This window comes from Jiangella sp. DSM 45060 (genome assembly GCF_900105175.1).
Classification (GTDB): Bacteria; Actinomycetota; Actinomycetes; order Jiangellales; family Jiangellaceae; genus Jiangella.
Genome location: NZ_LT629771.1, coordinates 623492 through 638712, shown reverse-complemented (window position 1 = coordinate 638712; position 15221 = coordinate 623492). Strand labels below are relative to the sequence as shown.

Annotated in this window: 9 protein-coding genes; 6 read left to right on the top strand and 3 right to left on the bottom strand. The window is 75.2% G+C overall.

From position 1 onward, the window contains the following. Nucleotides 1-55: 55 nt before the first annotated feature. The 3 genes from BLU82_RS02840 to BLU82_RS02830 are packed head-to-tail and all read left to right on the top strand — an operon-like array spanning nt 56 to nt 1628. On the top strand, nt 56-865 hold the full coding sequence (locus tag BLU82_RS02840; RefSeq protein ID WP_092615345.1) for an alpha/beta fold hydrolase: 810 nt from the start codon (nt 56-58) through the stop codon (nt 863-865). A 1-nt stretch (nt 866) separates the two neighbouring features. Further along, the gene (locus BLU82_RS02835; RefSeq protein ID WP_092615342.1) at nt 867-1436 is read left to right on the top strand and encodes a dihydrofolate reductase family protein; all 570 of its coding nucleotides are present in this window, start codon (nt 867-869) and stop codon (nt 1434-1436) included. Between the two features lie 9 nt (nt 1437-1445). Continuing rightward, a complete protein-coding gene (locus BLU82_RS02830) occupies nt 1446-1628 on the top strand; it encodes a hypothetical protein (RefSeq protein ID WP_092615339.1) in 183 nt (60 codons plus the stop codon). Here BLU82_RS02830 and BLU82_RS02825 read toward each other — a convergent pair. The 3 genes from BLU82_RS02825 to BLU82_RS02815 all read right to left on the bottom strand — a co-directional run bounded on the left by BLU82_RS02825 (nt 1599) and on the right by BLU82_RS02815 (nt 4591). Continuing rightward, complete coding sequence (locus BLU82_RS02825) at nt 1599-2369, bottom strand: hypothetical protein (protein ID WP_092615334.1); 771 nt, start codon at nt 2367-2369, stop codon at nt 1599-1601. The two genes, BLU82_RS02830 and BLU82_RS02825, sit on opposite strands and share 30 nt — an antisense overlap. Nucleotides 2370-2385: 16 nt before the next feature. Continuing rightward, nucleotides 2386-3159: an SDR family NAD(P)-dependent oxidoreductase gene (locus BLU82_RS02820; protein WP_092615331.1), complete on the bottom strand. Its 774-nt coding sequence runs from the start codon at nt 3157-3159 to the stop codon at nt 2386-2388. Between the two features lie 109 nt (nt 3160-3268). Then, nucleotides 3269-4591, bottom strand: coding sequence for an aminotransferase class V-fold PLP-dependent enzyme (locus BLU82_RS02815; RefSeq protein ID WP_092615328.1), 1323 nt, complete (start codon nt 4589-4591; stop codon nt 3269-3271). A gap of 133 nt (nt 4592-4724) precedes the next feature. Here BLU82_RS02815 and BLU82_RS02810 point away from each other — a divergent pair, with 133 nt between their 5' ends. The 3 genes from BLU82_RS02810 (at nt 4725) to BLU82_RS02800 (ending at nt 15186) form a co-directional block, all read left to right on the top strand. Then, nucleotides 4725-10610, top strand: a complete 5886-nt coding sequence (locus tag BLU82_RS02810) for a S8 family serine peptidase (RefSeq protein ID WP_092615325.1) — start codon at nt 4725-4727, stop codon at nt 10608-10610. A 113-nt stretch (nt 10611-10723) separates the two neighbouring features. Next, nucleotides 10724-13624 (top strand): LuxR family transcriptional regulator, encoded by a 2901-nt coding sequence (locus tag BLU82_RS02805; RefSeq protein WP_092615322.1) that lies wholly within the window; start codon nt 10724-10726, stop codon nt 13622-13624. A 539-nt stretch (nt 13625-14163) separates the two neighbouring features. After that, nucleotides 14164-15186: a LacI family DNA-binding transcriptional regulator gene (locus tag BLU82_RS02800; RefSeq protein ID WP_092615319.1), complete on the top strand. Its 1023-nt coding sequence runs from the start codon at nt 14164-14166 to the stop codon at nt 15184-15186. The last annotated feature ends 35 nt before the right edge of the window (nt 15187-15221 follow it).

The window sequence follows — 15221 nt, the reverse complement described above, 5'->3', positions numbered from 1 at the left end:
CCGTGAGTACTGTACCGTCTAGTTCCAAGCCACCACCGAGATTCGGGAGCACGACATGAGCACGGTCACCTCCAAGGACGGCACCACCATCGCGTTCGACACCTACGGCGAGGGCCGGACGCTGATCATGATCGACGGCGCCACCGGCTACCCCGCGATCAACCCGCTGAACGCCGAGACGGGCACGCTGCTGGCCGACGGGTTCCGCACCGTCGCCTACGACCGCCGCGGCCGCGGCAACAGCACCGACACCGCCCCGTACGCCATCGAGCGCGAGATCGAGGACCTCGCCGCGCTGGTCGACGCCGCCGGCGGCGGCCCGGCCGTGCTGTTCGGCTGGTCGTCCGGGGGTGTGCTGGCGCTCGACGCCGCCGCGTCCGGGCTGGTCCCGGTCAGCCACGTCGTCACGTTCGAGCCGCCGTTCGTCGTCGACGACGTCCGCCCGCCGCTGCCGTCGGACTACGTCGAGCAGCTGGACGCCGCCAACGCGGAGGGGCGCCCGGGCGACGCCGTCGCGCTGTTCATGACGGCCGCCGCCGGCATGCCGCCCGAGGCCGTCGAGGGCATGCGGCACAGCGACTTCTGGCCGGTCATGCTGGGCATCGCGCCGACCATCGCCTACGACGGCCGCATCATGGGCACGACGATGTCCGGCAACCCGCTGCCGGTGGACCGGTGGGCGTCCATCGACGTCCCCGTGCTGGTCATGCACGGCATCGACACCTGGCCGGCACTGATCCCCGGCCCGCGGGCCCTGGCCGAGCTGCTGCCGACTGCCACGCTGCAGCCGGTGCCGGGCGAGAACCACGCCACCACCCCCGAGGTGCTGGCGCCGGCCATGCGCGCGTTCGTCGAGGGGGCCTGACATGGGACGCATCGTCGTGACGGAGTTCAGCAGCCTCGACGGCGTCGTGCAGTCGCCGGGCGGCGGCGAGGGCTTCGAGTACGAGGCATGGAGCTTCGACTTCGACAGCGGCGAGGAGGGCGAGCAGTTCAAGGTCGACGAGGCGCTCGGCGCCGAGGCGCTGCTGCTCGGCCGCGTCACCTACGACGGATTCGCCGCCGCCTGGCCGCAGGAGGAGGGCGAGCTCGCCGACAAGTACAACGGCATGCGCAAGTACGTCGTCTCGTCGACGCTGACCGACCCGACGTGGAACAACACGCAGGTCATCAGGGGCGACATCGCCACCGAGGTGGCGAAGCTCAAGGACGAGGTCGACGGCGAGCTGCAGGTGGCCGGCAGCATCCGGCTGGCGCAGGAGCTGTTCGAGCACGACCTCGTCGACGAGCTGCACCTCATGACGTACCCGGTGCTGCTCGGCCGCGGCCGCCGGCTGTTCGGCGAGACCACCGACCGCACGCGGTGGCGGCTCACCGAGTCGCGCACCGTCGGCGAGGGCGTCCTGATCAACCTGTTCGAGCGGGTCCGCGCCTAACATGAGGGCATGAGCGACGACCCGGTCGGTGTGGTGACACGCTGGGAGAACGCGGGCGGCGAGTGGCGCGTCGTCGCCCGCACGGCGGCGGGCGTCACCGTCGCTCTGTGCCGCTGCGACGGCGGCGAAGAGGTCGACCGCTTCACGTCGGCCGACCCCGCGCTACTGCGGTTCGTCGCCGGCCACGACTGAGCCGCGGGCCAGCGCCCGCAGCGGCACCGTCAGCCGGTCGGCCAGGCCGGGGTCGACGTGGCGAGCCTCGGCCAGCAGCGCCTCGGTCGCGACGGCGAAGGCGCGGCGCAGCGTGGGGTCGTCGAGGGCGCCGACGAGCGAGCCTGCCAGCGCCGCCGTCACGGACTCGGGCAGGGCGTCGACGCCGCGCCCCTGATGGGCGGGGAGGTCGTGGCGCAGGCAGGCCAGCGCGACGACCTGATCGCGCAGGCCGTTGATCATGTACAGCGCCTGCCAGGCCCGGCCCCGCTCGATGCTGGACCGCGCGTGCAGCGCGTACAGCCAGCCCATGCCGACCAGCCCGCCGGGCTCCGGCGGCGTCGCGGCCGGGACGTCGCGGGCGGCGCCGAACAGCAGCCGGAAGGTCGGGGCGATGGCGCCGAACTCCGCGGCCGGCGCGAAGGCGATGTCCACCTGCAACGTGCTGGCCAGCAGGAACACCCGGTAAATGGTGCCGCCGCGCGGGGAGTCGAGGTGCGCGACCGCGCCGTGGTGCTCGTACATGGCGGCGGTCCAGTCGGCCATCACCGCGACTTGGTCGGCGCCGTCGGCCAGGCCGAACGCGAGGTCGATGTCGGACCAGTCGTCCTCGGCGCCGCTCGCCGCCGACCCGGTGAGCGCGGCGCCGTCGATGCGGTCGTCGGCGCGGGCCGCGGAGATGAGGGCGTCGCGGAGCGCCGAGCGCTGGTCCGGTGTGAACACGGCCAGCCAGCCTACGTCAGCCGAACACCCAGCCTCCGTCGACGGTGAGGACCTGGCCGGTGACGAACGCGCTCTCGTCGCCGGCGAGGTAGACGAAGGCGCCGGCGAGGTCGGCCGCGGTGCCCCGTCGCTTCAGCGCCTGCACGGCGGTGATCTGCTCGAACACCGCGTCGGGGTCGGGCTCGAGCGCCTCCTCGTGCTCGGTGCGGATGGCGCCGGGCATGACGGCGTTGACGCGGACGCCGTCGGGGCCGGCCTCGCGGGCCAGCGCCCGGGTGAGCCCGATGATGCCGGCCTTGCTGGCGGTGTAGTGCAGCGCGCCGGCCTGCCCGGTGCGGGCCATGACGCTGCTGACGGTGATGATCGAGCCGCGGCCGCCGGCGACGAGGTCGGGGTACGCGGCGCGGGCCAGCAGCCAGCTGCCGCGCAGGTTGACGGCGAAGACGCGGTCCCAGTCGGCGACGCTGATGTCGCGCCACGGCGACTGCGCCGACAGCGCGGCGTTGGCGACGACGATGTCGAGCGGGCCGAGGTGGGCCCGGGCGCCGTCGACGAGGTCCTGGACGGCGCCGGGGTCGGCGAGGTCGGCCGCCAGCGCGACCGCCTTCGTACCGGCCGCGCGCAGCTCGGCCGCGAGGTCCTCGGCCCGCGCCGCCATGCCGGGGCGCGGCTCGTAGCCCAGCGCTACGGACGCGCCCTCGGCGGCGTACGCTCGGGCCACCGCCGCGCCGATGCCGCGGGACGCGCCCGTCACCAGCGCCACCCGTCCGGCCAGCCGACCCTCGTCCACTCGTCCCCTGTTTCAGCAGATGCAACGGTCGGTTCGAATTCTCAGACCAGGGGCGCGCCATGTCAACCGGAACGGCCGCATCGCGGTCGTCCGGCGGCGCGCGGACGGGCTACCGGGTGAGCTCGGCGACCGCCTCGACGGCGGCGTCGACCTGGTCAGGGGTCGTGACGATGCTGGTGCCGAACCGGACGTAGGTCTCGCGGTACGGCGTCAGGGAGGCGACGATGCGGGCGTCGCGCAGCTGCCGGACCAGCTCGGACGGGTCGCCGCGGGCGACCTCGACGCAGACCAGGCCGGCCGACAGCCCGGGGTCGCGCGGCGTGACCAGCCGCACGCCGCCGACGTCGGCCAGGCCGTCCTTGAGCCGGGTCGCCAGTTCCTGCGTGCGCGCGGCGACGCGGTCGGGCCCGATGGCCTGGTGGAACGCGAACGCCTCGGTGGCGGCCCAGCGGTGCTCGAAGGCCTGGTAGCCGCCCGGGGTGTTGCCGACGCCGAACGGGCTGGGCTGGTCGTCGCCGGTGAGCCAGTTGACGAAGCTGGGCGCGGTGAACGACGGGATGGTCGGCGCGACCACGACGCCCGCGCCGGCCGCGGCCCAGACCAGGCCGGTGCCGCGCGGGCCGAACAGCCACTTGTGCGTGCCCGACACGAACACGTCGCAGCCGAGGTCGCGGGGTCGCGCGGCGTCGGCGCCCAGCCCGTGGACGGCGTCGAGCACCAGGATCGCGCGGTCGGCGTCGGCCCGCCCGGCGTTGGCCGCGGCGACGGCGTCGGCCATGGCGCGCACCGGCAGCTTCACCCCGGTGTTGGAGTGCACCCACGTCAGCGCGACGACCCGGGTCGCCGGCCGGATCGCCGCCGCCAGCCGTCCGGTCACCTCGTCGGCCGACGCCGTGGCGGGGTCGTCGTACAGCGCGACCTGCTCGACCTCGGCGCCGCCGCGGGCGGCCGCCAGCCGCAGCGCCTCGTGCGTGGAGTAGAAGTCGTGGGTGGTGGTGAGGACGTGGTCGCCGGGGCGCAGCGCGAGCCCGTGGTAGACGAGGCCGAGCCCCATCGTCGTACTGCCGGTCAGCGCGATCTCCGCGGCGTCGACCCCGAGGTACCCGGCGGCGGCCGCCCGCACCTCGTCGTCGTGCTCCAGCTCGCCCGCGACGGCCGCCGCCGGGTCGGCCTCGAACGCGTCGCGCCACCGCTCGACGGCGGCCCGCACCGGCACCGGATGGCTGGCCAGCACGTACGCGGCGAAGTGGGCCAGCTCGGGGTCGAGCGCGAACTGGGCGCGCACGACCTCCCAGTCGGTGAGGTCGAGCTCGTCCAGCGACGGCTGCGAGCTGGCCGCGGCGGGCCGGTCGGAGCCGCCGTCCGAACACCCGACCAGCAGCGCCGGCGCACCCGCCAGCACCGTTCGTCGCCGCAGCCGCGCGCCCGCCATGACGCGACGCTACTCCGCACCCCGGACACGAACGACCTCGGTCGCCGAGCAAAATTCACCACAATTCGCAATGGTGACGACACTCGCCGGACGGCAGGCTGCCTGAACCGGTTCCCGATGCGAGGAGTCCCCGTTGATCGCACGCAGAGTCACGGCCGCCCTGCTCGGCGCGTTCACCGTGGCAGCGTTGCTGCCCGCGGCGGCTGCCGCCCAGTCACAGACCGCCGGACCGCCACCCGCTGACGCCACGGCCGGGGAGCGGCCCGCCGCGCTCGTCGCCACCGAGGGCGAGGGGACCGGGCTGTGGGTGGTCGAGCTCGCCGAGCCGTCGCTGGCGACGTACACCGGCGACGCCACCGGGCTGGCGCCGACCAGCCCGCAGGTCACCGGCGCGCCGCGGCTGGACGTCGACGCGCCGGCCAGCCGTGCGTACCTCGCTCACCTGGAGGACCGCCAGGACGACCTGCGCGCCGGCATCGACGACGCGCTCGGCCGCGAGGTCGAGGTGGCGTTCGAGTACCGCACCGTGGTCAACGGCCTGGCGGTGCGCATCGACGACGACGAGGCGGAGCGGCTGACCGAGCTGCCCGGCGTCGCGGCGGTGTACCGCGACGTCGAGCGCGAGCCGCTCACCGACGTCAGCCACGAGCTCATCAACACCCCGAGCGTCTGGGACGGCGCGACCGGCAGCGACGCCGGCACCCGCGGCGAGGGCGTCCTGGTCGGCGTCATCGACAGCGGCATCAACCCCGGGCACCCGTCGTTCGCGGCCACGGGCGGCGACGGCTACGCGCCGGCCAACCCGTTCGGCACGGGGAACTACGTGGGCGTCTGCGCGCCGGAGCACCCCGACCACGAGGACATCTGCAACGACAAGCTGGTCGGCGCCTGGAACTTCCACCCCAGCGCGCCCGATGCCCGCGACGACGACGGTCACGGCAGCCACACGGCGAGCACCGCGGCCGGCAACGTGCACGAGGCGACCGCCACCATCGGCAACGGCACCTTCACGCGGACGGTGCAGGGCGTCGCGCCGCACGCGAACGTCATCTCCTACCTCGTCTGTTCGCCGTCGTGCCCCGGCACCAGCAGCGTCGCCGCCGTCGAGCAGGCCATCGCGGACGGCGTCGACGTGCTCAACTACAGCATCAGCGGGTCCGACGACCCGTGGAACGACATCGTCGACCTCGCGTTCCTGGAGGCGTTCAACGCCGGCGTCTTCGTCGCGGCGTCGGCCGGCAACGACGGCCCCGGCGAGAGCACCGTCGCGCACACCGGCCCCTGGAACGCCGCCGTCGCCGCGACCACCACCTACCGGGCGTTCGCGAACACCGTCGACGTCGTCGGGCCGGCGCCGGTCCCGGACGGGTTGACCGGCCTGCCCGCCGTTCCGGGCAGCGGCCCGGCGCCCGCGGCGGACCTGGAGGCGGAACTGCGCGACGCCGCCGTCGTCGCGCCGGGCAACGCGGCCGGTTGCGCGTCGTTCGCGGCGGGGACGTTCGACGGCGCGCTGGCGCTGGTCGACCGCGGCGACTGCGACTTCTCCGTCAAGGTCACGAACGCGGCCGCGGCGGGGGCCGTCGCGGTGCTGGTCGCCAACAACGTCGCGGGCCCGCCGACCGCCATGGGCGCGCTGGAGGACACCACGATCCCGGCGCTGATGGTCGAGCAGCGCTCCGCCGCCGCACTGCGCGCCGCCGGCACCGTGCTCACCGCCCGCGTCAACGCCGCCACCACCCTGATCGAGAACCACGACTGGCAGGACCTGGTCGCCGGGTTCAGCTCCCGCGGGCCGAGCCGGCTCGACCTGCTGGCGCCGAGCTTCGCCGCGCCGGGCGTCGACATCCTCGCCGCGGGCGCGGAACGCGACGGCGACGCGGACCAGTACATGGTCAACAGCGGCACCTCGATGGCCTCGCCGCACGTCGCGGGCGCCGGCGCGCTGCTGACCGCGCTGCACCCCGAGTGGTCGCCGGCCGAGATCCGCTCCGCGCTGGCCGCGACCGCGGACACCGCGATCCTGAAGGAGAACGGCGCCACGCCGGCCGACCCGCTCGACGTCGGTTCCGGCCGCATCGACCTCGACGCCGCCGGGCGGGCCGGCCTCGTCATGGACGAGTCGTACGAGGACTTCCGCGCCGCCGATCCCGCCGCCGGCGGCGACCCCGCCACGCTCAACCTGCCGGCGTTCGTCGACGGCACCTGTGTGGGCACCTGCTCCTGGACCCGGACCGTGCGCAACGTCGCCGACGTCGCCGCCACCTACACCGCGAGCACGACCGCGCCCGACGGGTTCGCCGTCACCGTCGAGCCGGCCGAGTTCGCCCTGGCGCCGGGCGCCACCCAGCAGGTCGAGGTCACCGTCACGGCCGACCTCGCCGCGGTTCCGCTGGGCCGCCCGTCGTTCGCCGACGTCCGGTTCACCACCGACGCGACGCACGCGAACGGCCGTGCCGTCGCGCCGTCGCACTACCCCGTCGTCGTCACGCCGCGCGAGGAGGTCCCGCCGTCGCTGAGCGTCACGCCGGGCAGCATCGCCGCGACGCAGCGGCCGGACGAGACGGCCACGCACACGCTCACGCTCGGCAACGGTGGCAACACCGACCTGCGGTGGGAGGTGTACGCGGACGAGGAGCTGCGCCGGCCGCGCGGCCCGGTGACCCCGGTCGAGACGGCGCCGGCGACCGCGGGTGGCGGGCTGACGACGTCCGGCCCCGCCGCGACGACCGCCGCGGCCGTCGTCCCCGAGCGCGAGCCGGACGACGCCGTGACCCAGACGCTGACGCACTCGGCGTCGCAGGCGATCGTGGCCGGCAACGCCATCGCGTGCTCCGCCGACGACGGCGCCACCACGAGCGCGAACTCGTACCTGCGCACGTTCACGCTGGCCGACTTCGGCGTCGACGACGCGTTCGACGTCACCCAGGTGGAGTTCGGCGTCGAGAGCCTGACCGTCGCGCAGGACCTCACCGTCGCCCTCTACACGCTGACCGACCCGGCCGCGCCGCTGACCCGGGCCAACCTGACCCCGGTCGGCAGCGCGACGCAGACTCTGCAGCCGCAGCGGCAGACGCTCGCGACGGTGCCGGTCACCGGGACGATCCCGGCCGGCGCGACGCTGGTGGCGGAGGTGTCCGCGCCGGACCTGAGCGGCGTCGGCGGCTTCTGGCCGGGCAGCAACCGGGCCGGCCAGAGCGCGCCGACCTACCTGACGGCGCCCGGCTGCGACCTCGCCGAACCGGCCGACCTCGCCACGCTCGGCTTCCCGTACGTGCACCTCGTGCTGAACGTCGTCGGCACCACCGAGGCGCCGGCCTGCACGGCGCCGGGCGAGCTGCCCTGGCTCGGCGTCGCGCCGGCCGCGGGCACCGTCGCGCCGGACGCGACCGGCCGGATCGAGCTGACCGTCGACACCGCCGGCCTTGCGCCGGACCAGCTGAGCGGGCTGCTCTGCCTGCGCACCAACGACCCGCGCAACACCTTGACCACGGTGCCGCTGGCGGTCACCGTCGTCGGCGACAGCGGCCTGACCGGCGACGCCGAGCAGACCCGGCTGACCGCCGACGGCGGGCCCGACGACCGGCTGGGCAACGCCGTCGCGATCGACGGCGACACCGCCGTGGTGGGCGCCGCCCAGGCGACGGTCGACGGGTTCGGCGCCTCGGGCGCGGCCTACGTCTACACCCGCTCCGGCGACGGGTGGGAGCGGACGGCGACGCTGCTGCCGGACGGCGAGCGCGACTGGGGCCTGGTGTTCGGGCGGTCCGTGGCGGTCGACGGCGACACGATCGTGGTCGGCGCCACCGGGGCACGGCTGGGCGACTCGCGGCCGGGAGCGGCCTACGTGTTCGTCCGTGACGGCGACGGCTGGACGCAGCAGGCCAGGCTCAGCACGGCCGACGTCCGCTGGGGCGCCGAGCTGGGCTACTCGGTGGCCGTCGACGGCGACACCGTCGCGGCCGGCGCGCCCGGCGAGCACGTGGGTGAGAACAACGCGGCCGGCGTGGTCTACGTCTTCGACCGCGACGGCGACACGTGGTCGGCCGGGCACCGGCTGGCCGGCTCGGACGTCACGACGTTCGGCAACTTCGGGTCGTCGGTGGCCCTCGACGGCGCCACGCTGGTGGCCGGCGCGCCGAACACGTCCGCCCGCGGCGTCTTCCGGCAAGGCGCGGCGTACGTGTTCACCGGCGACGCGGACGGCTGGACGCAGCGGGCGACGCTGCTGCCGTCCGACGCCGCGCCGGAACTGGCGTTCGGCACCTCGGTGGACGTCGACCGCGGCACGGCGGTGGTCGGTGCGGGCGGGCCGAACCTGGACTCTGTCTCGAGCGACGGCGCGGTCTACGTCTACGAGGGCCACGACGACGCGTGGTCCGAGCAGGCCAAGCTGACCTCGACCGGCGCGCACGTCAACGACCGGTTCGGCTGGTCGGTCGGCGTCGACGGCGACACCGTCGTGGCCGGCGCGCCGTACCGCGGCCACACCGCCGGCGTCGACCTCGACAAGGGCGCCGCCGTCGTGTTCGTCCGCGACGGCCGGGGGTGGACGCAGCAGCGCACGCTGCTCGCGTCCGACACCGCGCAGGGAGACCACCTGGGCACCGCGGTCGCCGTGTCGGGCGACGACGTCCTGGTGGGCGCGCCGAACGCCCACGTCGGCGACGTCGCCGACCAGGGAGCGGCCTACGTGTTCGTGCCGGGCGCGGACGCACCGGCGCCGCCGTCGATCACCGTCGAGCCGGGTGAGCTGGCCGCCGACGTGGCGCCCGGCGACGCCGCGCAGCTCGAGCTGAGCATCGGCAACGCCGGCGGCCGCGACCTGAACTGGGCCATCGACACCACCAGCACGCTGTCCGGCCCGCTGCGCCCGGCCGGCACCGGCACTGTCGTCGAGTCGGGCCCGGCCGTCGCCGCACCGGCCGACGCGGACGGCGCCTGGACCACCGCGGCGCCGGACCCCGCGCCGGACGCGGCGACCCAGGACGCCGAGGCGCCCGCCGTCGACGCCGTCCGGCTCACCCACTCGGCCTCGATGGACGTCGTCGAGACCGCCGTCCCGGTGTGCTCGAGCACGCAGACCGGCACCACCCGCGCGAACCGGTTCCTGCGCACGTTCACGCTGACCGACTTCGGCATCGACGGCGCGTTCGACGTCTCCGAGGTCAGCTTCGGTCTGCAGCTCGTGACGCCGTCGGCCGACCTCACGGTGAACCTCTACACGCTGGACGGTCCGTTCGAGTACGTGAACCTCACCCGGCTCGCGTCCGAGACGATCAGCGTCGAGGACGCCGCCGCGACGGTGCTCAGCGTGCCGGTGTCCGCACAGGTCCCGGCCGGCGCGACCCTGGTGCTGGAGGTCTCCGCGCCGGACCTGCTGGGCGTCGGCGCCGTCGTGCCGGGCGCCAACACGGCCGGCCAGACCGGGCCGTCCTACATCTCCGCCGACGACTGCGGCGCGCCGGACCCGGTCACCATGGAGAGCCTCGGGTTCCCCGACGCGCACCTGGTGATGGCCGTCGACGGGACGCCGCGCGAGCCGGTCTCGTGCGCGCTGCCCGACTGGCTGGCGGTGGACCCCGCGTCGGGCACCGTCGCGCCGGGCGAGCAGGCGACGGCGATGGTCACGCTCGACTCGGCCGGCCTGACCGCGGGCGAGCACGCCACCCACCTCTGCGTGGCCGGCGACGACCCGGCGGCGCCGGTGACGGCGGTGCCGGTGCGCCTCACGGTCGGCGAGGCGGGCGAGCCGGACCTGTCGGTCGAGACGTCCGACCAGCGCGGCATCTGGTACGGCCGGCTCACGTGGACCGGCGTCGACGCCGACCGGGTCGACGTCGAGCGCGACGGCCTGGTCGTCGCGACCGTCGCGAACACCGGGACGCACGTCGACCAGATCGGCCGGCCGCGGAAGGGCGAGTCGTTCACCTACCGGGTCTGCGCGGCCGGGACGGAGACCTGCTCCGCGCCGGTGACGGTGTTCCCGCGGGGCGAGATCCGGGGACCGGACCGGAGCTGACCAGCGTCCTGACCAGCCGGGAGCCGCGCCCCACCCAGGGGTGCGGCTCCCGGCCGCGTCCGGAACGGGCACGCTATGCTCCCGGCAGTCCCCACCCGAGAGCCCTGGACGGCATGGCTGACCCGAGCGACGCCCCGCACCGGCTGGTCGCGCCCGCCATCGTCGGACGCGACGGCGAGCTGCGCCTGGCCGTCGATGCCGTCACGGCCGCGCCGGCGCTGGTGGTCGTCGCCGGCGAGGCCGGCATCGGCAAGACCCGGCTGGTCGGCGAGCTGGCCGCCGCCGCGGCCCGGTCCGGGCGGCGGCCGTTGCTGGGCCGCTGCCACGCGCTGCGCGAGCCGTTCCCGCTCGGCCCGGTCATCGAGGCGGTGCGCGGGCTCGGTGACAGTCTCGGCGAGCTGGAGCTGTCGCCGGTGGCCGGCGCGCTGCGGCCGTTCCTCCCCGAGCTGGCGCACGTGCTGCCGCCGGCGCCGGACGCACTCGGCGACCGCGCCGCCGAACGGCACCGGGTGTTCCGCGGCTTCGTCGAGGTGTTCGCCGCGCTCGGACCGGCCGTGCTGATCCTCGAGGACCTGCACTGGGCCGAGGCGCAGACCGGCGACTTCGCCGGGTACCTCCTGGCCGAGGCGCTGCCGGAGCTGTCGGTCGTCGTCACCTACCGGCCGGAGTCGGCCGATCCGCGGGTGCGGGCGCTCGCCGCCGGGCTGCCGTCCGGCACCGCGCTGGCCGACGTCGCGCTGACGCCGCTCGGCCCGCCCGAGGTCGGCGCGCTGGCGGCCTCGATCATCGGCGTCGACGCGGTGTCCGAGGAGTTCGCCTCCTACCTGAGCGAACGCACGTCCGGGCTGCCGTTCGCGGTCGAGGAGCTGGTGGCACTGCTGCAGGAACGCGGCACGCTGGTGCAGCGCCGCGGCGGCGGGTGGGCACGGCGCGCCCTGGACGAGCTGGACGTGCCCACCCGCATCCGCGACTCCGTGCTCGAACGGGTGGCGCGCCTCGGCGGCCCGGCACGCCAGGTGGTCGAGGCCGCCGCCGTCCTGCAGGTGCCCGTGCCGCTCTCGCTGCTGGTCGCGACGGCGCCGCTGGATCGCGCCGCCGCACTGCCGGCGGTCGGCGAGGCGCTCGACTCCGGGGTGCTGGCCGAGCACGGCGACGACATCGGGTTCCGGCATCCGCTCGCGGCACAGGCCGTGTACGAGAACCTCGCCGGCCCGCGGCGGCTGCTGCTGCACGACCGCGCGGCGACGGTGCTCGCGGCCTCCGCGCGGGCGCCGGCCGGGCAGCTGGCCCACCACCTGCGCCACGCCGATCGGCCGCACGAGTGGGTGGCCGCCGCCGAACGGGCCGCCGAGCAGGCCTTCGAGCTGAGCAACGACGCCGAGGCGGTCCGCATCCTCGAGGACGTCCTGCGCCACGGTCCGGCGACGCCGGAACGGCGCGGCCGGCTGGCCGTCCTGCTCGGCGAGGCCGCCGTCGAGGCCGGCCGGGCGCTGGACGCCGCCGACCTGCTCGGCGCCGTGCTTGCGGAGGAGCTACCGGCGCCGGTCCGCGGCGAGCTGCGGTTCCGCCTCGGCGCGCTGCTCTACCACGCCGGCACCGACGTGCTCCGCGCCCACCGGCTGTTCGCCGACGCCGTCGCCGACCTGGACCACCGGCCCGACCTCAAGGCGTGGGCCATGGTGGTGCTCGGCATCCCGATGGCCGGCGACGGCGACCTCGCCGAGCACCGCGCCTGGCTGCAGCGGGCCCTGACAGTGGTGCCGGAGATCCCCGACCGCATGTTCCAGGCGTTCCTGCTCGGCAAGATCGCCATGGTCCAGCTGCCGACCGGCGACCCCGCGTGGCGGGCGACGGCGGAGCGGGTCGAGCGCCAGACCGGCGGCGACCCGCGGCACCGCCGCGAGCTCAACGCCTACTGGTCCATCGGCACGCAGGCGACCTACGCCGGGCACCACGCACTGGCCGAGCGGCTGCTCACCGCCGGATTGACCGCCGCGGCGGGCGGTGACGGCACCCGCGCCGACACGCGCATGGAGCGCAGCCTGCGCGCCGGCCTGGTGCTGCTGCGCTACTGCCAGGGATCGTGGGACGGACTGGCCGACGACGCCGCCGTCCTCATGGACGAGCTGGCCGGCAACCCCCGCGCCCGGGTCGACGGCGAGGCGGCCGCGGCATGCCTGGCGCTGGCCCGCGGCGACCTCGACGGCGCGGCCGCCGCCCTGACGGCAGCTGTCGGCCTGGTCGACGAGCTGAGCGGGTTCGACGTGCTGCCGATCCCCGCCGCGGCGCTGTTCCGGCTGGCGGTCGCCCGTGGCGAGGCCGAATCGGTGCTCGGCCGCGCCGACCGGCTGCTCGCCACGGCCGAGCCGAAGGGCGTCCTCGCCCCGTCCGTCCGGGCGCTGCCGGCCGTCGCCGAGGCGCTGGTCACGGCGGGACGTCCCGACGACGCGGAGCAGACGGTGCGCTCCTTCGCCGCTCGCCTCGACGGGCTGGACGCACCGCTGGCGCCGGCCGTGCTCGCGCACGCGGACGGCTTCGTCCGTCTGGGCGCCGGGGATCCCGACGCCGCGGCCGCCCGGTTCGCGGCGGCAGCGCGGCTCTACGCACCGCTGCGGGCGCCGTACGAGGCGGCGCAGGCCCGCGAGCTCGCGGCGACCGCACGGCTCACCTCCTCACCGCCGGCGCCGGACGCCGGCGCCGAGCTGCTCGCCGCCCTCGCCGCCTACCGCGAGCTGGGCGCCGAATGGGACGCCGGCCGCGCGACGGCGACCGCGCGACGGCACGGCCTGCCCGTCCCCGCCCGCCACCGCGGCGGCCGGCGCGGCTACGGGTCACAGCTCTCGCCGCGGGAACGGGAGGTGGCCGAGCTGGCCGCCAAGGGCCGGACGAACAAGGAGATCGCCGCCGAGCTGTACCTCTCGGTCAACACCGTCGCCCGCCACATCACGACGTCGATGCGCAAGCTCGGCGTCCGGTCGCGGGCGGCCATCGCGCACCGGCTCGACCAAAATTGACCGAAACTGGGCATAGCTGCCGGGGTCGCCGTCGACCAGGCTGGACGCCATGGAGGACAGCCCCGGTTCCCCGCCCCCTCCGCATGGCGGCCGCCCCGACGAGCCTTCCGGTGAGCCCGGAGTCGTGACGGCCGAGCCGGGTGTGGAACCGGACGGCGGCAGTGATCCTGACGACGACAACGGCTGGCTTCCAGTGTGAGGAGTGGCGCCGGCTGACCCTTCCGCCGGTGCCACGACGCGACGAAGCGGCTGGTCGGAGTCCCCACTGACCAGCCGCTTCGCGATGACGCGACCGTGACACGCGCAACGCCGGTCGCGAGGGCCGCTCACGCGAGCGCAACCATGTCATGAGCTGCGGCGTCGCGAGCTGTTCAGCGACCGGTCACGGCCGCTGTCAGCCGCCGGCGACACGGCTCGGGATTGTCGCGGTCGCCATGTTCCCGGTAACGTCACCGCGCCGAGACGTACGATCAGACCGGCGTCGGCCGGGGTCCCGGCACCGTGCCGCCGCAGGTGAACAGCAGAGCGTGGAGGGGACGATGAGCGCCGGGAACTCGGACGACAAGCCGAACCTGCGGTCCATCGCGTCCCTCGCCGGCGTCTCGCACATGACCGTCTCCCGGGTCCTCAACGACCACCCGAACATCCGGCCGGAGACCCGCGAGAAGGTCCTGCGCGTCGTCGAGGAGCTGAACTACCAGCGCAACAGCGCGGCCCGGGCACTGGCGACGCGCAAGTCGCGGCGCATCGGCGTCATCGTCGACCGCCCGGTCGAGATCGGCCCCGACAGCACGCTGCGCGCCGTCGAGCACGCCGCACGCGAGGCCGGCTACTCCGTCAGCTCCGTCGCGGCCTCCCCCGACGACGACGGCGTGCGCCCGCGCGAGGCCGTCGCGTACCTGACGGCGCACGGCATCGACGCGCTGTGCGTCATCGCACCGCGCGCGTCGTCGGTCGACGTGCTGCGCGAGCTGACCGAAGGGCTGCCGACACTGATCGTCAAGGCCGACGACGACCCCAACTTCCTCACCGCCTCGGTCGACCAGCGCCTCGGCGCCACGCTCGCCGTCCAGCACCTGATGGACCTCGGCCACCGCGAGATCGTGCACGTCGCCGGCCCGCTGGACTGGCTCGACGCGCGAGCCCGGGAACGCGGCTGGCACGCGCACCTGAAGAAGGCCGGGCTGCACATCCCGCCTGCGTTCGTCGGCGACTGGTCGGCCGACTCCGGCTACGAGTTCGCCGTCGCGTTCGACGACCTGCCGCCGTTCACCGCGATCTTCGCCGCGAACGACCAGATGGCGCTCGGCATCCTGCACGGCTTCCGCGACCGCGGCATCCGCGTGCCCGAGGACGTCAGCGTCGTCGGGTTCGACGACCTGTCCGTGTCGCGGCACTTCCTGCCCACCCTGACGACGGTTCGGCAGGACTTCCACGCGTTGGGCACGCTCGCGGTCGAGATCCTGGTCGCCGCGCTCGAGGGCGGCGGCGCCGAGCGGCGCTCGCGGATTGCACCGGAGCTCATCGTGCGCGAGTCGACCGCCGTGCCTCGCGATATGTGATCTCAATCAGTACAATTTTACATCTTGCACCGCCT